Source organism: Micromonospora sp. WMMD708, from assembly GCF_049315245.1.
Lineage (GTDB): Bacteria > Actinomycetota > Actinomycetes > Mycobacteriales > Micromonosporaceae > Micromonospora > Micromonospora wenchangensis.
This window is the reverse complement of sequence record NZ_CP186060.1, coordinates 2,302,151-2,324,788: the sequence shown is the minus strand read 5'-3', so window position 1 is coordinate 2,324,788 and position 22,638 is coordinate 2,302,151. Positions and strand designations below refer to the sequence as shown.

Here is a 22,638-nt window from a genome sequence, read left to right as displayed (position 1 = left end):
GGACCGCCTCAGTGGGCGGCGACCGCGGGCTCCGGGTAGGACATCGACAGCCCGATCTCGCGGGTGGCCTCGAGCTCCTGCGACACCTCGGTCAGCTTCTCGCCGATGCGCTGCACGGAGTCCACGCCGAGCGGGAGCCGGAACGGCGGTTGCGGGTTGCGGCCGAGGTCGATGATGGCCGCCGCCGCCCGCGCGGGGTCGCCGGCCTGCGCGTGGTTCTGCCCGACCGACCAGGCGCGGACCCGCCCGGAGGTCTCGGCGTACTCCGGGAACTCACGGCCGGCGAAGTGCAGCGAGGAAGGGTCGAGGAAGTCGGTCCGGAACAGGCCGGGTTCCACCAGGCACACCTGGACGCCGACCGGCTCCAGCTCCACCCGCAGCGCCTCGCTGAGCCCCTCCACCGCGAACTTCGTCGCCGCGTAGACGCCCCAGCCCATCTTGGCGCTGAAGCCGAGGACCGAGCTGATGTTGATGATCCGGCCCCGGCGCTGCCGCCGCAGCACGGGCAGCACGCTGCGGGTGACGTTCAGCAGGCCGAACACGTTGGTGTCGAACACCGCCCGGGTCTCGGCGTCGGTGGCCTCCTCGACGGCCCCGAGCAGGCCCCGGCCGGCGTTGTTGACCAGCACGTCGATGCCGCCGAAGCTCTCCACCGCGGCGAGCACCGCCCGGTCGGCCTGGGACTGGTCGGTGACGTCGAGCGGGACCACGAGCAGCCGGTCGGGGTAGGACAGCTCGGCCAGGCTGCTGGTGTTGCGCGCCGTGGCGACGACCTGTTCGCCACGCTCCAGCAGCTGCCGGACGATCTCCAGGCCGAAGCCCCGTGAGGCGCCGGTGACGAACCAGACGGACATGCTTCTTCCCTCCTGTGGCACGGGCCGACGGGTCGCCGGCCGGCGGTGTGGTCAGATGGTGTGGGCGGCCTTGCGCGCGTCCTCGCGGGCGCGGTCGAGGTCCGCGGCCAGGGAACGGGTGAAGTCGGTGGGCCGCAGCGCGACCTCGATCACCGGGTCGACGCCGATGGTGCGCAGCCAGTAGTTGAGGTACGCCGACTGGAAGTCGACGCCGAACTCCGGCGGGCACCCGGGGGTGTAGACACCGCTGGTGTAGACGACACAGGCCCGGCGGCCGGTGAGCAGGCCCTGGTAACCGTGTCGCGGATCGAGGCGGAACGTCAGCCCGGGCTGGGTGACGATATCAATGAAGTGCTTGAGCAGGTAGGGGATTCCGAAGTTCCACATCGGCACGGAAAACAGATAGTGGTCAGCATCGGTGAACCGGCGTACGAGTTCCCGGGTCTGTTGCCACGACATCGCCTCATCGGCGGAGCCGGTGGTGCCCGAGATGGCGTTTTTCTTGGCCGCCACCGCCACCGCCCCCACCGGGGGCAGGGCGGTCGCGGAAAGGTCCAGCACATCGAGGGTCGCCTGCGGGTGACACTCGAGGAATGCGTCGACAAACGCCTCGGCGACGGCGGCCGATCGGCTTCGCGGGCCCGTCGGAGTGGCCTTGACGTGCAGCAGTCTGGTCACTTCTCGACCCGCCCCCGCAGCGCACCGGACAGGGTCGCCCCGGACCGACCGCACTGACTGCCGAAAGCCGACAAAGGTGTCATGGTTGCACTCTCTGTGTCGCCGGAAGAACGGAACGTCAGGAAGGCTAACCCACCGACCGTGGGGCAACCAGAGCCATTTTCCGATCTCAGACAGTGCCACTGGGCAGTCCACTACCCAGCATCGATATCACGCCGTGAGCACACCGTCACAACAGGTGACCAAATGGCCTCGGAAAGGCTGGTTATAGACGCCCATCATCGGCACCGACCGCTGGAATGCAGCATTTCGCGTTAACCAGCCGATGTCGGCAACCTGACCCGTCAGTTACGAGTCGGCTTTCCGCATTCAACCCGGTGACCGCGCGGATGCCCGACCGTAAACGGCGGCGAAACACCCACCGGACGTGTTTCCCACCGACCTCCCGCACGCCGCGACCGGGCTGGCAAATGGCACCCCCGATCGGCCGGACATGGACATGTCGGGCGGCAGAATCCGCTGCTACGGTCGGTGACCCGCGCAGGCCCCGCGTTAACGGCGCCGGCCGGCGGACCAGCCCTCTCCCGCTCAGATCCGGAGATCTCATGAAGTCCGTAGCCACCCCGGCCGAGCTCACCGTGGCAATCGTGATGGCCGACATCGCCCTCGTCCTGCTGGTAGCCCACGTGTTCGGCGGAATCGCCAGACGGCTCGGGCAGCCCGTGGTGATCGGCGAGATCGTCGCCGGCATCGCGCTGGGGCCCAGCCTGCTCGGCCTGCTCCCGGGCGACCTGACCGCCGTGCTCTTCCCCGCCGCCGCCCGACCGTACCTGTCGGCTATCTCCCAGGTCGGCCTCCTGCTGTTCATGTTCCTCATCGGGTGGGAGTTCGACCGGCGCGTGGTCTCCCGGCACAAGAGCCTCACCCTGTCGGTGTCGGTGTGCTCCATCGCCCTCGCCTTCGCCCTCGGCGTCGGCCTGGCCAACCTCATCTACCCCCGGCACGCCACGATCGCCGGCAAACCCGTGCCGTTCCTGGCGTTCGCCCTGTTCCTCGGTGCCGCCATGGCCATCACCGCGTTCCCCGTGCTGGCCCGCATCCTGCGCGACCGCCGCCTCACCCACACCCGGGTCGGCGTGCTGGCGCTGGCCAGCGCCGCCATCGACGACGTGCTGGCCTGGTGCATCCTGGCGGTGGTCGCCGCGGTCGCCACCGCCCGTGACGCCACCGACCTCGCCCAGGTGGTCCTCATGTCCGCCGGGTACATCGCCGTGATGGCCCTCGCCGTCCGGCCCGGCCTGGCCGCCCTGATCCGCCGGGTGGGCCCCAACACCTACCAGCTCGCGGCCATCACCGCCGCCGGCGTCTTCCTGTCCTCCTACGCGACCACCTGGATCGGCATCCATGCCATCTTCGGGGCCTTCGCGTTCGGCTTCGTGATGCCCCGCCAGCCCGCGGAGGCGCTGGTCAAGCACGTCCGGGTGCCCTTCGAGAACATCGGCCTGGTCCTGCTGCCGGTCTTCTTCATCGTCACCGGGCTGAGCGTCGACATCGCCGCGCTGAGCCCGACCAACCTGCTCGAACTCACCGCCATCGTCCTGGTGGCCTGCGTCGGCAAGATGGCCGGCGCGACCCTGCCCGCCCGTGCCTTCGGCCTGCCCTGGCCGCAGGCACGCCGGTTGGGCGTGCTCATGAACACCCGGGGACTGACCGAGCTGATCGTGCTCAACATCGGCGTCTCCCTCGGCGTCCTCGACGGGCAGATGTTCACCATGATGGTCATCATGGCCCTGGTGACCACGGCGATGGCCGGACCGCTGCTGGCCACCCGCGCCGCGTCGTACGACGAGACGCCCGCGCCGGCCGCCGAACCCGTACCGGTCGGCAGGTGAAGACCGTGGGGCCGGCCCCGGTGGTACGCGCACGGCGTACCACCGGGGCCGGCCCCACGGATCAGTCCAGGGCGTGCCGCTGCCAGAGCTGGTGGACCTGCGCCTCGGCGGTGGCCGGCACCCCGGTGCCCGAGCTGAACACGTAGTCCCAGGCGACCCCGGACGCCTCCGTCTTCAGCACCTCCGGCAGGATCCGCTCCGCCACCGGCAACAGCCCGTCCCACGCCACGTCCACGTAGTTCGTCGTCACCGCCGGGTCCCGGTCGTGCGGGCCGGGATAGGGCGTCCGGGTCACCACGCCGTGCCCGACCAGCCCCCGCTGGCGGCCCTGCATCAACAGCCAGGCGTCCGCACCGACCGGGATGTTCACCCGCCGACCCACCGTCCACGACCCGGCCAGGGTGCGCTGCGGACAGACCCCCGGCGTCAGCGCCTCGTAGCTCGGCGTCCACCCGTTCCACCGCTGCGGGTTCCAGCCCAGGATGATCGCGGCCACCCGGTCACCGCCCCGACGTCCGCGCGGGCGTGCCGTCGTACCGCGCCACCAGACGCTTCGGCGCCGCCCGCCGCCACCCCTCCACCACCAGCTCCCGGATCTCGTCCGGGTCGGCCGAGGCGAGCTGGGCGCGGACCCAGCCGTACCGGCCGAAGTAGTCCGCCGGGTCGTAGGTGTCCGGGTCGGCCGCCATCAGCTCGGCCTGGTCCTCCTTGGAGGCCCGGATGATCGCCACCACACCGTCGGCGGAGGTGCTGGCGAAGATACGGTCGCGCACCCGGAACGTGGGGTGACCCCACGTCTCCTGTTCCACCGCCTCCGGCATGGCGAGAGCGAACTCCCGTACCTGCTCGGGTGTCAGCATTGTCGGTTCCCTCCGGGTCAGCGGGCACGACGCCCGCGGGCGGGGCGCACCGCCCATTAGACGGTCGACGCCGGGTGCCGTCCGGGCGGACGCGCCGGCCGTTGACCGGGAAGGACCGGACGGCGTCCAGCAGCGTGCCACGGCCCGGCGGTACGGGAAACGGCCACTTGCCGCCGTCCGACAGAGCCAATCGCCGCCGCCCGGGACCAGGCCCGGCGGGTGGCGGAGTGGTTCCGGACCGGGCGGCGATGTGGCACTGGCCGCCCCCGACTGCCGGCCATACCTTCAGGCCACCAATCCTGCTCGATACGTTCGGGAGTCAAGCCATGACCGGAATCAACCGCAGGACATTCCTCGGCATCACCGCCGGCCTCGGCGTCGCCGGCCTCACCGGCTGCGGCAGCAGCCTCGGCGCCACCGCCGCCAGCGGCGGCGACAGCAACACCGTCAAGGTCGGCCTCGTCATCCCCCAGGCCGGGGTCTACACCCCGCTGGGCGTGGACATCCAGCGGGGCTGGGACCTCTGGCTGCGCCAGCACGACGGCCGGCTGGGTGGTCGCCGGGTCACCACCGTCGTCGCCGACGAGGGCGAGGGCCCGCAGACCGGCGTGCCGGCGGTGCAGAAGCTGCTCCAGAACGACCGGGTCGACGTGCTGGTCGGCATCGTCAGCTCAGCAACCGCGCTCGGCGTCCGGGACCTCGTCACCAGCGCCCGCCGGCTGCTCGTGATCGCCAACGCGGGCGCCGGGGCCATCACCGGTGCCAACCGCAGCCCCTACATCTGGCGCACCTCGTTCACCAACGCCCAGGTCGCCGCCGCGATGGGACGTCACCTGGCCGCCAGCGGCGTACGCCGGGCCTACGCCATCGCCCCCGACTACGTCGCCGGCGCCGAGGCGATCAAGGGGTTCAGCGACGCGTACCGGGCCGGTGGGGGCACCATCGTCGGGCAGAGCCAGCCGCCGTTCGGCAAGACCCAGGACTACCAGCCGTTCCTCAGCCGCATCCAGTCCTCCGGCGCCCAGGGCACCTTCTGCTTCTTCGGCGGAGCCGAGTCGGTGGCCTTCGTCAAGCAGTACGCCCAGTTCGGTCTCTCCCGCACCATCCCGCTGTACGCCTCCGGGTTCCTCGTCGAGGGCGGGGTGCTCACCGCGCAGGGCGCGGCGGCCGACGGCGTGCTGTCGACGCTGCACTACACCTCCGAACTGGACAACCCCGCCAACACCGCGTTCGGGAAGGCGTTCCGCGCCGCCTACGACGCCGCCCCCACCGTCTACGCGGTGCAGGCGTGGGACGCCGCCGAGGTGCTCTCCCGCGCCATCGCGCAGGCCGAGGCCGTCGACGGCGACAGCCTCGCCGGGGCGCTCGGCTCGGTCGGCGTCATCACCGACAGCCCGCGCGGCCCGTGGTCGTTCGTGGAGCAGTCGCCCCGGCAGAACTTCTACCTGCGCCGGGTGCAGACCCGGGCCGGCGCACCGGTCAACGGCGTGGTCGAGGACCTCGGTCCGCTCGACCCGCAGGCCTGACCGGGTCAGCGGACGGAGCATCACGATGCCCACCGCGCAGATCGCGCTGACCGCGATGGTGAACGGGCTGGCCATCGGGCTGCTGCTGTTCATCACCGCCGCCGGCCTGTCCCTGATCTTCGGCATGATGGACGTGCTGAACCTCGCCCACGGGGCGCTGTTCCTCACCGGCGCCTACCTGGCCTGGTGGATCGGCGGTGAGCAGCAGACCTGGCCCTCGCTGGGCCGGGCGGTCGTCGCCGTCGTCGTGTTCGGGGCCGCCGCCGGTGGCCTGCTGTCCCTGCTGACCGCGCCGCTGTCCCGCCGCTCCCACCTCGAACAGGCGCTGCTCACCCTCGGCATCGCCCTGGTGGCCGCCGACGTCCTGTCCGCGCTGTTCGGCGACGACGTCCGCGCCACCGAACCACCGGCCGGCCTGGCCGGCACCGTGACCGTCGCCGGCTGGAGCTACCCCAGCTACCGGCTCGCCCTGGTCGGGGTCGCCGCCCTGCTCGCCGCCGCCGTGTACTGGACCGTCGAGCGCACCTCGCTCGGCGCGCTGTTCCGCGCCACCGTCGGCGACCGGGACATGGTCGCCGCCGTCGGGGTGGACCCGCGCCTGGTCCGCGGTGGGGTGTTCGTGCTGGGTTCGGTGCTGGCCACCCTCGCCGGGCTGCTCGGCGCACCCATCTACCACGCCCGTCCCGGGCTGGACACCACCATCCTGGTGCTCGCCCTGGTGGTCGTGGTGGTCGGCGGGCTCGGCTCCATCCGGGGGCCGCTGATCGCCGCGCTGCTGTTCGGCCAGGTCGAATCCGTCGGCCGGGCGGTGCTGCCCGGCCTGGCCTCCTTCCTGCTCTTCGGCACGCTCGCGGCGGTGCTCGTCGTCCGGCCGCGCGGCCTGTTCACCCTCGCCCCGGGAGGACGACGATGACATCCCTGGCCACGACCCACCCCGCCACCCGTCCCCGGCTGCGTCCCGCCGTGCGGAAAGCGACAGGCGTGGCCGCCGGCACCCTGCTGCTGGCCGCCGCCCCGCTCTACCTCGCCCCGTACGCGACGACGACGTTGACCCGCATCCTCGTCTTCGGGTTGCTCGCGGCGAGCCTCAACCTGCTGGTCGGCGTCGTCGGGCTGCCGTCGCTCGGGCACGCCGCGTTCTTCGGCGTCGGCGCGTACGCGGCGGCCTTCAGCGCCCTGCACGGCACGTCGGGCGTGTCGGCGCTCCTGCTCGGGATGGCCGCCGCCGCCCTGGTCGCGCTGGTCGCCGGGGCGGTCGCCGTCCGGGCCGGCGGGGTCTTCTTCCTGATGCTCACCCTGGCGGTCGGGGAGCTGACCCAGCAGGCGGCCGACAGTTGGGAGTCGGTCACCGGCGGCTCCAACGGCCTGTACGGCGTACCCGCGCCGACGCTGTCCGGCCTGGTCCTCGACCAGCCCGCGACGACCTACTGGTACGTGCTGGCCTTCTTCCTCGTCGGGCTGTCCGCCCTGCGCCTGGCGTCCACCTCCGCCACCGGGGTGGTGCTGCGGGGCATCCGCGACAGCGAGGACCGGATGCGGGCCCTGGGCTACCGGACCACGCTGGTCAAGCTCGGGGCGTTCGTCTTCGCCGGCGCCGTCGCCGGGCTGGCCGGCGGGCTCCTCGCCGCCCAGCAGCGGCTGGTCACCCCGGCCGACGCCGGTTTCGAGACCTCCGCGCTCGCCCTGCTGGCCGTGGTGATCGGGGGAACCGGCTCCTGGTGGGGGCCCTGCCTCGGCGCGGCCCTGGTCATCGTCGTGCGGGACTCGCTGGGCACGACCCTCGACGGGCACGGCCCGCTGGCCCTGGGGCTGCTGTTCGTGCTCGTCGTCTACCTGCTGCCCACGGGGATCGCCCACATCCGGCTGAGGAGGGCCGCCTCATGATCGACGTGCTCCGCTGCGACGACGTCCACCACCGGTACGGCGCGCTGAGCGTGCTGCGGGGGGTGCGGCTGACGGTGGCCGCCGGGGAGCGGCACGCGCTCATCGGGCCCAACGGCGCCGGCAAGAGCACCCTGCTCAAGCTGATCGCCGGCGAGGAACGCCCCACTTCGGGCACCGTCCACTACCGGGGGCGCGACGTCACCCGGGAACCGGTGCACCGGCGGGCCCGCGCGGGCATCGGGCGCAGCTTCCAGCACTCCACCCTGCTGGGGTCGCTGACCGTCGCACAGAACGTGAGCCTGGCGCTGACCGGTGGCCGGGTGCTGGCCCGGCGGACCGACCGGCACCGCCGCGCCGAGGTGGCCGCCGCGCTCGCCTCCGTCGGTCTGGAGGGCCAGGCCGAGGTGCCGGTCGCGGCGCTGTCGTACAGCCAGTGCCGGCGGCTGGAGATCGCGGTGGCGCTCGCGGCCAGACCGCAGCTGCTGCTGCTGGACGAGCCGGCGGCCGGCATGTCCGGCGAGGAACGGGGTGGGTTGGTGGAGCTGCTGCGCGGCGTGCCACCCACCGTGACGATCGTGTTCGTCGAGCACGACCTGGACGTCGTCTTCGACGTCGCGACCCGGGTCAGCGTCCTGCACCTCGGCACCGTGCTGTGCAGCGGCACGCCCGAGCAGGTACGGCGTAGCCCCGAGGTGCAGCAGGCGTACCTCGGCGGCCGGATGGAGGAGGTGCGCGGTGTTCCTGGCGGTGCGTGAACTGTCGGCCGGCTACGGGCAGGGGCAGGTGCTGCACGGGCTGGATCTCGACCTGTCCGCCGGGCAGGCGCTGGCCCTGCTGGGCCGCAACGGGGTCGGCAAGACCACCTTCGTGTCCACCCTCGCCGGGCTGCTGCGGCCCACCGGCGGCCGGGTGCTGCTCGACGGGCGGGACGTCACCGGCTGGCGGGCCGACCGGCTCGCCCGCGCCGGGGTGGCGCTGGTACCGCAGGGGCGGCGGGTGTGGCCGACGCTGACGGTGCACGAGCATCTGGCCCTGGCCACCCGGCACGGCGGCCGGACCTGGCCGACCGGGCGGGTCTACGAGCTGTTCCCCCGGCTGGCGCAGCGGCGACGGCACCTCGCCGGCCAGCTGTCCGGTGGGGAGCAGCAGATGCTCGTGATCGGCCGGGCCCTGGCCACCGACCCGCGGCTGGTCCTGATGGACGAGCCGTCCGAGGGGCTGGCGCCGATCGTCGTCGACGAGGTGGCCGAGGCGCTGCGGGCGGTGGTGCGCGACGGGCTGACGCTGCTGCTCGTGGAGCACGACCTGCACCTGGCGCTCGGGGTGACCGAGGAGGCGGCGGTGATGGTCCGGGGCCGGATCGTCCACCGGTGCCCCACCCCCGAGCTGCGCGGGGACCTGCCGACGATGCAGCGGTTGCTGGGCGTCGCGGCGTGAGACACGACCGGGTGCGGCCCCACCGTCGTCGACGGTGGGGCCGCACCCGCAGCGGGTTCAGCCGTCCACGGCCAGGTGGCAGCCCACCAGGTGGTCGTCGACCATCCCGGTCGACTGCATCAGGGCGTACGCGCCGACCGGGCCGATGAACCGGAACCCGCGCCGCTTCAGCTCCCGCGCCATCGCCGTCGACTCGGGCGTACGGGCCGGCACCTCCGAGGTGGAGCGGGGCCGGGGCCGGACGGTGTCCGGCGCGTACGACCACAGCAGGGCGTCGAGGCCGCCGTTCAGCGCGACGACGAGCCGGGCGTTGTCGATGGTCGCCTCGATCTTGGCCCGGTTGCGCACGATGCCGTCGGTGGCGAGCAGCCGCTCCACGTCGGCGTCGCCGTAGCCGGCGACCGTCTCCGGGTCGAAGCCGGCGAAGGCCGACCGGAAGGCGTCCCGCTTGTGCAGGATCGTCGACCACGACAACCCCGCCTGGAACGCCTCCAGGGCCAGGTGTTCGAAGAGCGGGGCGTCACCGTGCACGGGACGCCCCCACTCGTCGTCGTGGTACGCGACGTAGACGGGGGTGCCGGTGCACCACCCGCAGCGCGGCACCCCGTCGGGGCCGGTGCTGATCTGCATGTCGTCTCCTGTCCTGCGGCGTGGGTCAGCCGGTGGGGATGCCGGGACGCTGCGGCAACCGCTGCCACAGCAGCCGCAGCCCGGCGGTGTGCCGGTCGTCGAGCCGCAGCAGGAACGTCTCCGCCAACTCCCGGCGCCACCGGTCGAAGGTGGTCAGCTCCCGCCGGTGCACGCCGTCGCCGTCGACGCGGGTCAGCAGCCGGTCGACCAGCGACCACACCACCTCGCCCGGACCCCGGTTGGTGACGATGAACCGGCGGACGAAGGTGGAGCTCGACGCGGTCGAGAGCAGCTGGTGGGCGGCGACGAAATCCTCCGGCCGTGCCGGCCGGTCCTCCCAGTCCATCACCGTGAACGACCCGCGGGGATCATGGGTGAACCGCCACCCCCACGCCGCCTCGGCGAAGCCGAAGGTCAGTGGCGGATGCCGGACCACGCCGGGACGTAACGGCACCGGACCCAGCAGCCCGTCGCCGAGCCCGACGTCGACGAACCAGCGCCGGCCGTCCAGCCGGACGGTCATCGTCAGGTGGTTGGCGAACTGCACGCCGTCGGGCAGGGCGGGCGCCTTCTTCACCTGGCCCCGGTGCAGGGTCACGTCGAACCCCAGCGCGGCCAGCAGGGCGGCGAACGCGCCGTTGAGGTGGAAGCAGTAGCCGGCGTCGCCGTCGGCCAGCCGGGCGGCGTTGCTCGCCGGGTCGACGTCGGTGGGCAGCCCCAACTGGATGTCGAGATTGTGGTACGGAACCCGCCGGACGTGACGCTCGTGCAACCGGACCAGCGTCGCCAGGTTCACCCTGGGCCGGCCGGGCTCGTCCAGGCGGGCGAGGTAGCGGCGGACCACCTCGTCACCGAGCCTGGGCACAGACGGCTCCTGCATGTCGGGACGGTCACCTTCTCTGGGAAAAACGCCGGGGCGGTGCCATCGGTGGAGATGACACCGCCCCGGCCGGTCGTCAGCGGGTCTGCGGGCCACTCGTGCGGCTGCGCTTGAGCTCGTAGAACCCGGGTGTCTGGGCGACCAGCAGGAAGCCGTCCCAGAGCCGGGCCGCGTCCTCGCCCTTCGGGGCGGGGGTGACCACCGGGCCGAACAGCGCCACCGGGTCGCCGCCGGGCACGTGCACGTGGATCGTCGGGGTGCCGACGTCCAGCCCGACCGGCTGCATCCCCGCCTGGTGGCTCTTGCGCACCGCGTCGTCGAGCCCGGCGTCGTCCGCCGCGTCGGCCAGCTCACCGGGCAGCCCGCACTCGGCGAGCGCCGCCTTGTACAGGGCCGGCCCGTACGACTGGCCCTTGACGTGCCGGCGGGTGCCCATGGCGTCGTAGAGCGACCGGACGGCGTCCGGCCCGTGCTGCTGCTCGGCCGCCATCAGCACCCGCACCGGACGCCGCCACGGTCCGATGTTGCGCTGGTAGAACGCGTCGATGTCGGCACGTCCCTCGTTGAGGGCGGACAGGCTCATGATCTTGAACCGTACGTCGATCGGGCGCTGCCGCTCAGCGTCGAGCAGCCACCGGGACGTCAGCCACGCCCACGGGCACACCGGGTCGACGAACATGTCCACCAGGATTCGGTTCACTTCGGGCACCGTCGTACATCCTTCGGTTGATTCAACGGAAAGCCGGGCCGACCAGGCCGGCACTGAGGGTCGCCCCGTCGGCGGGGTCGATGAGCAGCAGCGACCCGGTGCCCCGGATGAGCCGGTACGGGTCCGCGGCGATCGGCTCGTCGAGGTCCAGCACCACGGTCGCGATGTCGTTGACCACCAGCGGGTCGGAGTTCGGGGTGTGCTCCAGGGTGGCCAGGTCGAGGCGGTCGACGATCGACGCCACCGTCGCATCGACCACCCGGGTCTGGTGCTGCACGAGGACCCGGGCCCCCTCGCCGAGACGACGCTCGGCGACGTGGCACAGCGTCGCGGTGACCTGCCGGGTCGTCGTCGGGATCCGGTCCGCCGCGACGATCATGTCGCCGCGTCCCACCTCGCCCGCCCCGTCGAGCTTCACACTGATCGACATGCCGGCACGGGCGTTCTCGACAGGCGTGCCGAGCCGCCCGATGGCGGTGACCACCGCCGGCCGGCCGGCCGGCGTGACCAGGACCTGCTGCCCGAGACGGAGCTGACCGGCGACGAGCTGACCGGCGAGCGACCCGTCGGGCAGGACGTACTGCACCGGCAGCCGGGCCGGCAGGGCGGTCAGGTCCTCGTCGAGGTCCACCTGCTCCAGGTGCTGCAGGAAGGTCGGCCCGGTGTACCAGGGCATCTCGGTCGAGGGGTCGACGACGTTGTCGCCGCGCAGCGCCGACAACGGGATGGACCGTACGTCGGGGACACCGAGCGAACCCGCCAGCCGACGGAACTCGTCGTCGATCTCGGCGAACCGGTCCTCGGCGAAGCCGACCAGGTCCATCTTGTTGACAGCAAGCACCACGTGCGGGGTGCGTAGCAGCGCGGCCACCGCGGTGTGCCGCCGGGTCTGGGTCACCACGCCGTGCCGGGCGTCGACCAGGATCACGGCCAGGTGCGCGGTGGACGCGCCGGTGACCATGTTCCGGGTGTACTGCACGTGCCCGGGGGTGTCGGCCAGGATGAACCGACGGTTGCCGGTGGCGAAGTAGCGGTAGGCGACGTCGATGGTGATGCCCTGCTCGCGTTCGGCCCGGAGCCCGTCGGTCAGCAGGGCGAGGTCGGCCTGGCCGTAGCCGCGGGCGCGGCTGGCGGACTCGACCGCCTCCAACTGGTCGGCCAGCACCGACTTGGAGTCGTAGAGCAGCCGGCCCACCAGGGTGGACTTTCCGTCGTCGACGCTACCTGCGGTGGCGAGCCGCAGCAGCTCGCCGTCGCGCGTGGTGTCGAGGCTGAGCGTGGTCACTAGAAGTACCCCTCCCGCTTGCGGTCCTCCATGGCGGTGTCGGACATCCGGTCGTCGGCCCGGCTCGAACCACGCTCGGTGATCCGGGACCGACTGATCTCGGCGATCACCTCGTCGATGGTCGCGGCCCCGGACTCCAGGGCGCCCGTGCAGGACATGTCACCGACGGTGCGGTACCGCACGGTGCGTTCCTGCACCTGCTCGTCGCGGCGCGGACCGCCCCACTCCCCCGGCGCCAGCCACATCCCGTTGCGCAGGAAGACCTCACGGCGGTGGGCGAAGTAGATGGCCGGCAGGGGGATCTCCTCCCGGGCGATGTAGTGCCACACGTCGAGCTCGGTCCAGTTCGACAGCGGGAAGACCCGTACGTGCCCGCCCGGATCGTGCCGGCCGTTGTACAGGTTCCACAGCTCGGGGCGCTGCTGGCGGGGGTCCCACTGCCCGAACTCGTCGCGCAGCGAGAACACCCGCTCCTTGGCCCGGGCCTTCTCCTCGTCGCGCCGCCCGCCGCCGAACACGGCGTCGAAGCGGTGCTGGGTGATGGCGTCGAGCAGCGGGACGGTCTGCAACGGGTTACGGCTGCCGTCGGGCCGCTCGGTGAGCCGACCGTCGTCGATGTAGTCCTGCACGTGCGCCACCCGCAGCGTGAGCTGGTGCTCCGCCACGACCTTGTCGCGGTACTCGATCACCTCGGGGAAGTTGTGCCCGGTGTCGACGTGCAGTACGGGGAAGGGCAGCTGGCCCGGCAGGAACGCCTTGCGGGCCAGGTGGAGCATGACGGCGGAGTCCTTGCCGCCGCTGAAGAGCAGGACGGGACGCTCCAGCGTGCCCGCCACCTCCCGGATGATGTGCACCGCCTCGGCCTCAAGCACGTCGAGGTAGGACATCCGCAGGTCGGGTGAGGTCTCGGATGCGGTCGAAGTGAACGCCATGGCGTTGTCTCCCCACAGGTGTCGGCCGGTCGGGCCGGTCAGGTCGAGGAGCCCGGCCGCACGTACCCGGCGGTACGCAGCTCGGGCGGGTAGACGATCGGCACGGTGGAGATGTCCTGGTCGATCTCCTGGTACTGCTGCAGCACCACCGGGGGCGGGCTGTGGTGCCAGTGGGTCTCGCCCCGGGTGAAGCTGACCGGGCCGCGCCAGGTGTCGAAGGTGCCCTTCTCCAGCGCGTCGATCAGCTCCGCCCGACCGACCCGGTCCGCCTGCCGCAGGGCCTGCGCGATGATCGTGATGTCGGTGAAGGCGTTGAGGGCGGTGTCCGGCGGCATCGTGCCGTACGTGTCGCGGTAGCGGTCCACGAACCACCTGCCGATCGGGGTCAGCCCCGACCAGTTCGGGCTGAACTGGGTGGCCGGCCACACCAGGTGCAGGCCGTGCGCGCCGAGCGCCTTCCAGTAGTCAGGCGCCCGCAGCGGCCACTGGAACGGGGCCAGCATGGGCACCTGCGGCAGCAGCCCGATCTCCGCCGCCTGCTGCACGATGAGGTGGTTGGTGCGCACCACCCCGACGTTGATCACCACGTCCGGCCCCCACTGCTGGATCTCGCGCAGCTGGGGACGCAGGTCCGTCGTGGACTCCTGGTCGAACTCCACGGAGTACAGCTCCATGGGCTCCTCGGCCGCCTTCAGCTCGGCGGTGAGCAGCGCGGCGGCGCTGCGCCCGAAGACCGTGTCGGCGTGGACCAGACCGACCCGCCGGAAGCCCTGGTCGGCGGCGAACCGGATCAGCACCGGGGCGCGTTCGGCCATCGAGGTGAACGTGCGGAAGACCGCCCGGCGCTTGCGCGCGGTGACCTCGGGGTGGGCGTTCTCGATGAACAGCGGCACCCCGATCCGGTCGGCGAGGTCGGCGACCTCCTCGGTGTAGCGCAGGTGCCAGGGCCCGAGCACGGCCAACGCCCGGTCGACGATCGCGACCTTCGCCAGCGCGCCGACCGCCGAGCGGGGCATCGTGCCGCCGTCGAGGGTGACGGTCTCCTGGTCGTCGCGGACGACGAAGTCGAACTGCAGGCCGTCGCGGATGCCGCCGTGGTCGCGGACGTACTCCGCGCCGATCAGGGCCCCGCGTGCGGTCAGCGTGCCGGCCGTCGGGTCGCCCGGCAGGGACAGCGGGGTCACGATGCCGATGGTGACCGTGGGGGCGCCGTCGACCGTACGGGCGAAGGCGCGGACCTGCTCGGTGACCGTCTCCAGCACTGTGGGTTCCGACGTGGTGCTCACGCCCGTCCTCCGATCTGGTACTTCGTCAGGTACGCGGAGAAGCGCTCGTCCAGCTCGTCGGCGTCCAGGCCGTAGTCCTCGGCCCGGTAGACGTGCTTGCCGAGCTTGTCCTTGCGGTTCGCGGCGAGGTAGTCGCGGAACGCCTTCTCGACCTCGCCGTCCCAGCGGGCACCGAGGAAGTCGCAGATCTCGGCCATCACCGCGATCGGGTCGGCCATCAGGCGCTGATAGTCGACGTCGAGCACCGGCTTGCCGGTCAGCGCACCCTGCTCGGCCCGCGCGTACAGGTCGAGCATCTGGGCGAAGCGCTCGGTCCAGAGCTTACCGAGCGCGAGGCGGTCCACCCGGTCGGCGCGCGCGAGTCGAATGATCTCGGTGAGGCTGCAGGTGGAGGGGATGGTGACGCTCGGGGCGCGGTGCATGTAGATCAGCCGGGCGTCCGGGTAGGTGCGGACGAGCGCGTCGGCCCGCCACAGGTGGAACGGGTCCTTGAGGACCAGCGTGTCGGTGGGCACCCGCCAGACGATGTGCTGCATCAGGTACCGGTGGTAGTCGTAGGCGTCGTACTGGTCCTGGGTCCGCAGCCACTCGCCGTAGGAGGGCACGGTGTAGCGCAGCTCGTACGCCATCGTCTTGAACGTCGGGGCGGTCAGCCGGTGGTCCTCGTCGGGACGGTGCGGCTCCCACAGGTGCACCGGCTTCAGCTTCGGCGCGACGGTGTAGTAGTCGACGCAGAAGTTCTCCGCGGCCTGCACGAGCGCCTGCCGGGTCGCCTCGTCGCGGTCGTCGGTCGCCGGGGCCATCAGCTCCCACAGGTCGGGGGACCGCAGGTCCGGGTGCTGGCCCAGCAGGTTGTGCATCAGCGTGGTGCCGCTGCGGGTCATGCCCGTGATGAACACCGGCTGGTTGATCTCCACCGAGGCGATCTCCGGGTTCTTCACCCGGGCCCGGTGCGCGGCGGCCTGGGTGGCCAGCGCGGCGACCAGGGCGCCCCGGACCGACCGGCGGCCGGCCTCGTTCAGGCCACCCTCGGTATCCAACGCCCGCAGCAGCCGGTCGAGGGCGTCCAGGTGCGCGAACTCGAAGTCCGGAACTCCCGCCCTGGCTCGGGCGGCCTCGACGAACTCGTCCACCCGGTAGGTGTCCTGAGTGGGTTCGATGACGGCGGTCACGGCGTACTCCCCTCTGTATGGCTGGAAAACGCGGCGGCTCGGGCTGCCGGTCCGTGCGGTCGGTGCCCCCGCCCCCACCGGGCCGGACGTGCCGACGGACGGTGACGAATGTGAACAGCGATCACGGTAGGTAGCGACGATAGGCACCCGACCACGGTCGGTACAGGGCCACATCAGTGGTCCGCACGGGACCAAACCCGGGCGGCGACAAGTGGCCCGGAGTACGGCCTCAACGTGGCTCTGGAGCACGGCCTGACGGCCGCCCTATGGTCGGCCCAGCCAATCGGCGACACACCACGGATCGGAGAAGAAGATGCCGCCGGCGACTCGGGCCGTCCCCCTGCTGCTGTGGGAGACGGGGGTCCGCGAAGGGATCGAGGACAGTCGGTACCGCCCCGTGGTGGCCGACTCCTGGCTCCTGACCGACGGCCGGGCCCGGGCGTACCGCCTGCACTGGCAGCGCTTCGCCGCGGCCGTACGGCGGTTCGGGGTCTCGGCGCACCGGGTGGCGTCCTTCGGGGCGTCGGTCACCACGGCGCTGCCCCGTTCCGGGGTGTGGTTCCCCCGCATCGAACTGCACCTGGTTCCCACGCAGCGGCTGGCCCTGCGGCTGCGGCCCGCCCCACCCCGGGTGGGCCAGGCACGTGGCTGGGTGTGGCCGCATCCGGACCCCCGGCGGCTGCCCCACCTCAAGGGGCCGGACTTCGAGGAGCTGGAGAAGATCAGAGCCGCCGCCCACGACGCGGACGCCGACGAGGCCCTGCTCTGCGACGAGCACGGTCGGGTCCGCGAGGGGGCGTTCAGCACCGTCTACTGGTGGTCGTCGGGGGTCCTGCACACCCCACCGGAGGACGGGCGGATCCTGCCCGGCGTCACCCGGCGGCTGCTGCTGGACCGCTGCGCCGAGCTGGGCATGCCGGTACGGCACCGGCTGCCCGGCGTGGCGGAGCTGCTCGACAGCGAGGTGTGGATCACCAGTGCCCTGCACGGAATCCGGGTCCTGACCCGGATCAACGGAGAGCCGACCGCCCCCGTCGACGCGCGGCGGTTGCACGACTGGCGCGCCCATCTCGACGCGCTGACCGAACCCCTGCCCGACCCCGAGGCCATCTGGCCGCACCGAAGCACCGAGGAGGCACCATGAAGCTCAGGTCACTACAGCGTCATCTGGCATCGGTCCCGCGTATGCACTTCGGGCGGTCGCACCGGGGGCTGCGGGCCCGGCTGGAGCTGCTGGCCACCCGTCAGCTCGGCGCGGGTGACTTCCTGTGGCACGCCCTGGAACGGGGGCAGGACCACGACGCCCCGCTGTTCCACCACCTGCCGCCCGGCGGCGGCCCGGACGACCTGGTCGTCTACAGCCTGGCGACACTGCGCGACCAGACCGAGCGGTACGCCCGGTGGTACCACAACGCCGGGGTCACCCACGGCGACCGGGTCGGGGTCTTCACCCGCAACGGCATGGCGAGCTTCGTGCACTTCCTGGCGCTCAACAGCCTCGGCGCGATCCCCGCCGTGATCAACCCGAACATGGTGCCCGACACCGCCGCCAAGTACCTGTCCCGGCTCGACGCGGTCGGCGTGGTGGTCGACGCGGACAAGCTCGGCCCGCTGCTCAACGGGATGGCCGACGCGCGTCCGTTCCGGTTCACCGCCTCGCAGGAGGCGATGCACGCCGCGCCGCCGGCCGGCCCGCTGCCCGGGGTCTACCCGTACCGGCACGGCGACCGCGACCCGGTGCTCATCTCGCACTCCTCGGGCACCACCGGCATGCCGAAGGCCGCCACGTTCGGCCACCGCCAGTTCTTCGCCGGCAAGCGCCCCCGGATCATGACGCTGCCGTCGGGCCCGGACGACAAGATGCTGCTGGCCTTCCCGGCCTCGCACTCGTCGGGCTACAGCTACATGATGATGGCCACCCTGATCGGCCTGCCCACCCTGGTCATGGAGTCCCAGGACGGGGCGACGGTGGCCGAGGCGATGCGGTGGTGGAAGCCCAGCGTGGTGACCGGCTTCCCGATCACCTTCACCGAGATGCTCGCGCTCGGCCTGGAGCCGTCCGCCGCGTCGAACGTGACGACCTGGATCAGCACGGCGGACGCCTCGCACGAGGCCCACGTCCGGGAGCTGGTCCGGCTCGGCCGGCACCGGGAGAACGGCACCTGGCGGCCGGGCTCGCACTACCTCGACGGGCTGGGCGCCTCGGAGATGGGCATGGCCCTGTTCCTGAACATCCACGGCCCCAAGACCAACGCCTACAACCGCTGTGTCGGCTACCCGGAACCGATCGTCGAGGACGCCGTCGTCTTCGACGAGGAAGGTCGGGAGCTGGGCCCCAACCAGGTCGGCTACCTGGCGGTGCACACCCCGACGGTGACGCTGGGCTACTGGGGCAACCACGAGCTGACGCACAAGTCGATCCGCAACGGCTACTGGCTCACCGGTGACATCGGCTACAAGGACGACAAGGGTCGGTTCTACCACTACGACCGGACCACGGACGTGATCACGACCCGGCGCGGCCCGGTCTACAGCCTCACCATCGAGGAGGAGATCTTCAAGGCGTGCCGGGCGGTGGTGGACTGCGCCGTCGTCGGGGTGGTCGACCCGGTCGAGCCGACCTCGTTCGCCCCGATCGCCGCGCTGCGCCTGATCGACGGGTCGGACCTCACCGCCGAGGAACTGCTGACCCGGATCAACCGGGCGCTGCGGGCGGCGGGCAAGCACGAGCTGGCCGCGACGGTCATCTCCAAGGGGGACACCAAGATCCCGCTGGGGGTCACCGGCAAGGTGCTCAAGCGTGAGGTGCGCGCGCAGTTCGCCCAGCTCCTGCTGACCGACGAGGACGGTGGGCTGGACGTGGCACGGACCCGCACCGAGCAGTCGATCCTGCGGGAGCTGAGCGCCTCGGTCGAGACGCCGCAGCAGGAGCGGGCCACCTCGGCCGCCTGACCGGCTCCGTGGGGTGGGCGGTTCCGCCGCCCGCCCCACGGCCGTGCTCACCGTCCGGTGAGGAAGTCGCGCAGGGCGGCACCGATCTCGTCCGGCGAGTCCTCCTGCACGTAGTGGCTGCCGGTGACGGTGACCTCGCGCTGGTTGGGGAAGGTCCGGGCGAACGCCAGGGCCCGGCCGGTCAGCAACGCCCCCGGCTCGGCGACCACCAGCAGCTTCGGCACCGGGGACGCGGCCAGCCAGCGGCCGTACTCCTCGACCACGGCGGTCACGTCCGCCGGTTCGCCCTCGATGGGCAGCTCCCGGGGAAAGGCGAGGGTTGGCCGCCGGGAGTCGGGGTCACCGAACGGCCGACGGTAGCGGTCCAGTTCCGCCTCCGACAGCGGCCGCACCACGCTGCGGGGCAGCACCACCTCGACGAAGAAGTTCTCCTCGAGCACCAGGCGTTCCCCCTCGGGCGAGCGCATGGCGCGGAAGAGCTGGTCGCGGCCGGCCTCGAAGTCGCTCCACAGGCGGGGTTGGACGATCGCCTCCATGTAGGCGACGGCCCGGACCCGGTCGGGGTGCCGGGCCGCCCAGTGGAACCCCAGCGCCGAACCCCAGTCGTGCAGCACCAGCGTGACCGGCTGGTCGCCCACCACGGCGTCGAACCAGGCGTCGAGGTGGCGCACCTGGTCGGTGAAGCGGTAGCCGCCGTCGGACGCCGGGCCGGAGTCGCCCATGCCGACCAGGTCGGGGGCGAGGCAGCGACCCAGGTCGCGGACCGCCGGGATGACGTTGCGCCACAGGTACGAGGACGTGGGGTTGCCGTGCAGGAACACGATCGGGTCGCCGGCCCCCACGTCGACGTACGACAGGTGGGTACCGCACAGCTCGATGCGCCGGCGCGGGTGCGGGTCGGCCGCGGAGACGGAAACCGCGGCGGGTGTGGAACTCGTTGTCACTGGTGGACCTCCTCGGCACAGTGATAGCAAGGGGTCCGGGCAATTCCGTGGCATCATCGTGACGGCGTGTCCCGCCGTAGGCGACCGTTTCGCGCTCAACGGGGCGACGCCATTCATGAATTGTTCGCGAGAATTCAAACAATGACATGGCGAATCCTTTTCGGCTCCACCGTGCGCAGGTGGGGCCGCTTCGTCGTCGGGTGGGGCCACCGGTGGAAGTGGCACCGACGCACGGCCGGACATGGGCCTGTCCCCCGGTGCCGTTCGTTTCGTACGTTTCTCTCGTCGAGTCGACCGCGCGGCCGGGCCCCGTTCCGGTTCCCCGGATGCCACGGATTGGTCGACGCACACGTGGGATTTCCGTCGGTGGAGATTCCGACCGGCTTTTTCGCACAGAGAGGGAGCAGCAGATGCAGGGACTGATCCAGGTGGCCGGGGTCATCGACCAGGACGAGGCCGACCTGATCTGCGCGGAGGGCGCCGACTGGCTGGGGTTCGCCCTGCGGCTGCCGGCGAAGAACGAGGACCTGTCCGAGGCCGACGCCGCGGCCATCGTCGCGGCGATCCAGCCCCGGCACCGGGGCGTCCTGATCACCTACCTGACCGAGGCCGACGAGATCCGGCAGTTCTGCGCCGAACTCGGCGTCACCGCCGTGCAGCTGCACGGCGACGTCGAGCCCGCCCAGCTGGAGAAGCTGCGCCGGATCGACCCCGACCTCTACGTCCTCAAGAGCCTGGTGGTCAAGGAGGACAACATCGACGAGCTGACCAAGATCGTCGACGAGAGCGCCGAGTGGGTCGACATGTACATCACCGACAGCTTCAACCCCGCCACCGGGGCCAAGGGCGCGACCGGCCTGACCCACGACTGGTCGGTCAGCGCCGAGCTGGTCCGGATCGCACCCCGGCCGCTGATGCTCGCCGGTGGCCTGAACCCCGACAACGTGGCGGCGGCCATCGCGGCCGTACGCCCCGCCGCCGTCGACGCGCACACCGGCCTGGAGGGCCCCGACCGCCGCAAGGACCGGGCCAAGGTACGCCGGTTCGTCACCGCCGCCCGCCAGGCGTTCGCCGACCTCGCCGGACAGGACTGAGAGCCATGACCGACACCGCCATCGCCCCCACCGTGACCACCCCCGCCGTGGCCGACCGGCTGCACCTGCTGCCGCAGACCAACCGGCTGCGCACGCTGCACACGGTCATCCGGGACCGCGACGCCTCCCGGGCCGACTTCGTGCAGACCTCCGCCCAGATCTTCCGGCAGCTCCTCGACACCGCCCTGGACCTGCTCCCGGTCGTTCCCGCGCCGGTGCGCACCCCGGTCGGGCAGACCTACCACGGGCTGCGCCCGGCCGCGCCGGTCTGCGGGGTGTCCATCGCCCGCGCGGGCGAGAGCATGGAGTCCGAACTGCGGGCCATGCTGCCGCAGACCCGGATCGGCAAGATCCTGATCCAGCGGGACCGGACGACGAAGCTGCCGCACCTGCACTACGCGGCTCTGCCGCCGGACATCGCCACGTCCCAGGTGCTGCTGCTGGACCCGATGCTCGCCACCGGCGGCACCGCGCTGGCCGCCCTCGCGCTGCTGCGTGAGTACGGGGTGTTCGAGGAGGACGTCGTCTTCGTCACCCTGCTCTCCTCGCCGGAGGGCATCAGCGCCGTGCACGCCCACCACCCCCGGGTGCGGATCGTCACCTCCGCCATCGAGGAGCGCCTCAACGCCGACGCCTACATGGTGCCCGGCATCGGCGACTTCGGTGACCGCTACTTCGGCACGGACCAACCCCGATGAGGCGCGGCGGAATCGGCGACGTCGGCCTCACCGCACTGGCCCCGGCGATCTGGGGCAGCACGTATCTCGTCACCACCGAGCTGCTGCCCCCGGGCCGGCCCTACCTGGCCGCCCTGGCCCGCGCCCTGCCCGCCGGGCTCGCCCTGATGGCGCTCGGTCGGGTGGTGCCGCGCGGCGCGTGGATCTGGCGGGCGCTGGTGCTCGGCACCCTCAACATCGGCCTGTTCTTCGTGCTGCTCTTCGTCGCCGCCTACCGGCTGCCCGGCGGCGTCGCTGCGCTGATCATGTCGTTCCAGCCGATGCTGGTGCTGATCCTCGCCGCGCTGCTGCTGCGCGACCGCATCCGGCCGCTGCACGTCGTGGCGTGCCTGCTCGGGGCGACCGGGGTCGCGCTGCTGGTGCTGCGCCCGACCGCCGCGCTCGACCCGCTCGGCGTCGTCGCGGCCCTGGCCGGCGCGGCCAGCATGGCCAGCGGGATCGTGCTGACCAAACGCTGGGCCCGACCGCCCGGGGTGGGGGTGTTGCAGTTCACCGGCTGGCAGCTCACCGCCGGCGGGCTCGTCCTGCTCCCCACCACCCTGCTGATGGAGGGGCTGCCCGACCACCTCACCGGCCCCAACCTCGCCGGCCTGGCCTACCTGGGGATCGTCGGCTCGCTGTTCGGCTACGCCGTCTGGTTCCGCGGCCTGGAACGGCTGCCCGCCCTGGCCGCGTCGTTCCTCAGCCTGGTCAGCCCGATCGTCGCCAGCCTGCTGGGCTTCGCCTTCCTCGACCAACGGCTCAGCCTGACGCAGCTCGTCGGCGGCCTGGTCATCGTCGCCGCAGTCGCCCTCGCCCAACGCAGGTCGTCCCCACCGGCACCGCCACCCGCCGCGGAGCCGGTGGCGTCACCCGCGCTGACCAGCCGGTGAGGCGTCACCCACCA

General features: G+C 72.0%; 23 protein-coding genes. 11 read left to right on the top strand and 12 right to left on the bottom strand.

Annotation, left to right across the window (positions count from 1 at the left end; all coding sequences use genetic code 11):
- Positions 1-8: 8 nt before the first annotated feature.
- Positions 9-854, bottom strand: coding sequence for an SDR family NAD(P)-dependent oxidoreductase (locus ACN260_RS10375; RefSeq protein WP_422755750.1), 846 nt, complete (start codon positions 852-854; stop codon positions 9-11).
- A 51-nt stretch (positions 855-905) separates the two neighbouring features.
- On the bottom strand, positions 906-1,532 hold the full coding sequence (locus ACN260_RS10370) for an FMN-dependent NADH-azoreductase (protein ID WP_422755749.1): 627 nt from the start codon (positions 1,530-1,532) through the stop codon (positions 906-908).
- A 605-nt stretch (positions 1,533-2,137) separates the two neighbouring features.
- On the opposite strand from ACN260_RS10370, the gene ACN260_RS10365 reads away from it, so the two are divergent.
- Entirely contained in the window at positions 2,138-3,424 is a 1,287-nt protein-coding gene (locus tag ACN260_RS10365) for a cation:proton antiporter (protein ID WP_422755748.1), read from the top strand.
- A 61-nt stretch (positions 3,425-3,485) separates the two neighbouring features.
- Here ACN260_RS10365 and ACN260_RS10360 read toward each other — a convergent pair whose 3' ends face one another.
- Both ACN260_RS10360 and ACN260_RS10355 read right to left on the bottom strand, forming a co-directional pair.
- Positions 3,486-3,920, bottom strand: a complete 435-nt coding sequence (locus ACN260_RS10360) for a hypothetical protein (RefSeq protein WP_422755747.1) — start codon at positions 3,918-3,920, stop codon at positions 3,486-3,488.
- 4 nt (positions 3,921-3,924) lie between these two features.
- On the bottom strand, positions 3,925-4,284 hold the full coding sequence (locus tag ACN260_RS10355) for an MmcQ/YjbR family DNA-binding protein (RefSeq protein ID WP_422755746.1): 360 nt from the start codon (positions 4,282-4,284) through the stop codon (positions 3,925-3,927).
- Positions 4,285-4,610: 326 nt separating this feature from the next.
- Between ACN260_RS10355 and ACN260_RS10350 the strand changes: the two genes are divergently transcribed.
- From ACN260_RS10350 to ACN260_RS10330, 5 genes are read left to right on the top strand one after another with little or no spacing between them, the layout of a single operon-like run.
- Entirely contained in the window at positions 4,611-5,810 is a 1,200-nt protein-coding gene (locus ACN260_RS10350; protein ID WP_422755745.1) for an ABC transporter substrate-binding protein, read from the top strand.
- A gap of 25 nt (positions 5,811-5,835) precedes the next feature.
- Positions 5,836-6,723, top strand: coding sequence for a branched-chain amino acid ABC transporter permease (locus tag ACN260_RS10345; RefSeq protein ID WP_088647215.1), 888 nt, complete (start codon positions 5,836-5,838; stop codon positions 6,721-6,723).
- Positions 6,720-7,694 (top strand): branched-chain amino acid ABC transporter permease, encoded by a 975-nt coding sequence (locus ACN260_RS10340; RefSeq protein ID WP_422755744.1) that lies wholly within the window; start codon positions 6,720-6,722, stop codon positions 7,692-7,694. The genes ACN260_RS10345 and ACN260_RS10340 overlap by 4 nt, the downstream gene beginning before the upstream one ends.
- A complete protein-coding gene (locus ACN260_RS10335) occupies positions 7,691-8,449 on the top strand; it encodes an ABC transporter ATP-binding protein (RefSeq protein WP_422755743.1) in 759 nt (252 codons plus the stop codon). The genes ACN260_RS10340 and ACN260_RS10335 overlap by 4 nt, the downstream gene beginning before the upstream one ends.
- Positions 8,430-9,131 (top strand): ABC transporter ATP-binding protein, encoded by a 702-nt coding sequence (locus tag ACN260_RS10330; protein WP_422755742.1) that lies wholly within the window; start codon positions 8,430-8,432, stop codon positions 9,129-9,131. The genes ACN260_RS10335 and ACN260_RS10330 overlap by 20 nt, the downstream gene beginning before the upstream one ends.
- A 57-nt stretch (positions 9,132-9,188) precedes the next feature.
- Here ACN260_RS10330 and ACN260_RS10325 read toward each other — a convergent pair whose 3' ends face one another.
- The 7 genes from ACN260_RS10325 to ACN260_RS10295 form a co-directional block, all read right to left on the bottom strand.
- Positions 9,189-9,761: a DNA-3-methyladenine glycosylase I gene (locus tag ACN260_RS10325; RefSeq protein ID WP_422755741.1), complete on the bottom strand. Its 573-nt coding sequence runs from the start codon at positions 9,759-9,761 to the stop codon at positions 9,189-9,191.
- Positions 9,762-9,786: 25 nt separating this feature from the next.
- A complete protein-coding gene (locus tag ACN260_RS10320) occupies positions 9,787-10,641 on the bottom strand; it encodes an arylamine N-acetyltransferase family protein (RefSeq protein ID WP_422755740.1) in 855 nt (284 codons plus the stop codon).
- A 76-nt stretch (positions 10,642-10,717) separates the two neighbouring features.
- Positions 10,718-11,320 (bottom strand): disulfide bond formation protein DsbA, encoded by a 603-nt coding sequence (locus ACN260_RS10315; protein WP_422756680.1) that lies wholly within the window; start codon positions 11,318-11,320, stop codon positions 10,718-10,720.
- A 52-nt stretch (positions 11,321-11,372) separates the two neighbouring features.
- Positions 11,373-12,635 (bottom strand): sulfate adenylyltransferase subunit 1, encoded by a 1,263-nt coding sequence (locus ACN260_RS10310; protein ID WP_422755739.1) that lies wholly within the window; start codon positions 12,633-12,635, stop codon positions 11,373-11,375.
- On the bottom strand, positions 12,635-13,567 hold the full coding sequence (gene cysD, locus ACN260_RS10305; RefSeq protein ID WP_422755738.1) for a sulfate adenylyltransferase subunit CysD: 933 nt from the start codon (positions 13,565-13,567) through the stop codon (positions 12,635-12,637). The genes ACN260_RS10310 and cysD overlap by 1 nt, the downstream gene beginning before the upstream one ends.
- 38 nt (positions 13,568-13,605) lie before the next feature.
- On the bottom strand, positions 13,606-14,853 hold the full coding sequence (locus ACN260_RS10300) for an ABC transporter substrate-binding protein (RefSeq protein ID WP_422755737.1): 1,248 nt from the start codon (positions 14,851-14,853) through the stop codon (positions 13,606-13,608).
- The gene (locus ACN260_RS10295; protein WP_422755736.1) at positions 14,850-16,025 is read right to left on the bottom strand and encodes a sulfotransferase family protein; all 1,176 of its coding nucleotides are present in this window, start codon (positions 16,023-16,025) and stop codon (positions 14,850-14,852) included. Before ACN260_RS10295 ends, ACN260_RS10300 begins: the two co-directional genes overlap by 4 nt.
- Before the next feature lie 313 nt (positions 16,026-16,338).
- Between ACN260_RS10295 and ACN260_RS10290 the strand changes: the two genes are divergently transcribed.
- Together ACN260_RS10290 and ACN260_RS10285 are read left to right on the top strand one after the other, a co-directional pair.
- A complete protein-coding gene (locus ACN260_RS10290) occupies positions 16,339-17,169 on the top strand; it encodes an aminotransferase class IV (protein ID WP_422755735.1) in 831 nt (276 codons plus the stop codon).
- Positions 17,166-18,977, top strand: coding sequence for a class I adenylate-forming enzyme family protein (locus tag ACN260_RS10285; RefSeq protein WP_422755734.1), 1,812 nt, complete (start codon positions 17,166-17,168; stop codon positions 18,975-18,977). Before ACN260_RS10290 ends, ACN260_RS10285 begins: the two co-directional genes overlap by 4 nt.
- Positions 18,978-19,024: 47 nt before the next feature.
- Here the strand turns inward: ACN260_RS10285 and ACN260_RS10280 are convergent, their stop codons facing one another.
- Entirely contained in the window at positions 19,025-19,921 is an 897-nt protein-coding gene (locus ACN260_RS10280; protein WP_422755733.1) for a haloalkane dehalogenase, read from the bottom strand.
- A 410-nt stretch (positions 19,922-20,331) separates the two neighbouring features.
- Here ACN260_RS10280 and ACN260_RS10275 point away from each other — a divergent pair, with 410 nt between their 5' ends.
- The 3 genes from ACN260_RS10275 to ACN260_RS10265 are packed head-to-tail and all read left to right on the top strand — an operon-like array spanning position 20,332 to position 22,624.
- Complete coding sequence (locus ACN260_RS10275; protein ID WP_204923268.1) at positions 20,332-21,015, top strand: phosphoribosylanthranilate isomerase; 684 nt, start codon at positions 20,332-20,334, stop codon at positions 21,013-21,015.
- A 5-nt stretch (positions 21,016-21,020) separates the two neighbouring features.
- Positions 21,021-21,713 (top strand): uracil phosphoribosyltransferase, encoded by a 693-nt coding sequence (gene upp / locus ACN260_RS10270; RefSeq protein WP_422755732.1) that lies wholly within the window; start codon positions 21,021-21,023, stop codon positions 21,711-21,713.
- Positions 21,710-22,624: an EamA family transporter gene (locus ACN260_RS10265; RefSeq protein ID WP_422755731.1), complete on the top strand. Its 915-nt coding sequence runs from the start codon at positions 21,710-21,712 to the stop codon at positions 22,622-22,624. Before upp ends, ACN260_RS10265 begins: the two co-directional genes overlap by 4 nt.
- Positions 22,625-22,638 lie beyond the last annotated feature (14 nt).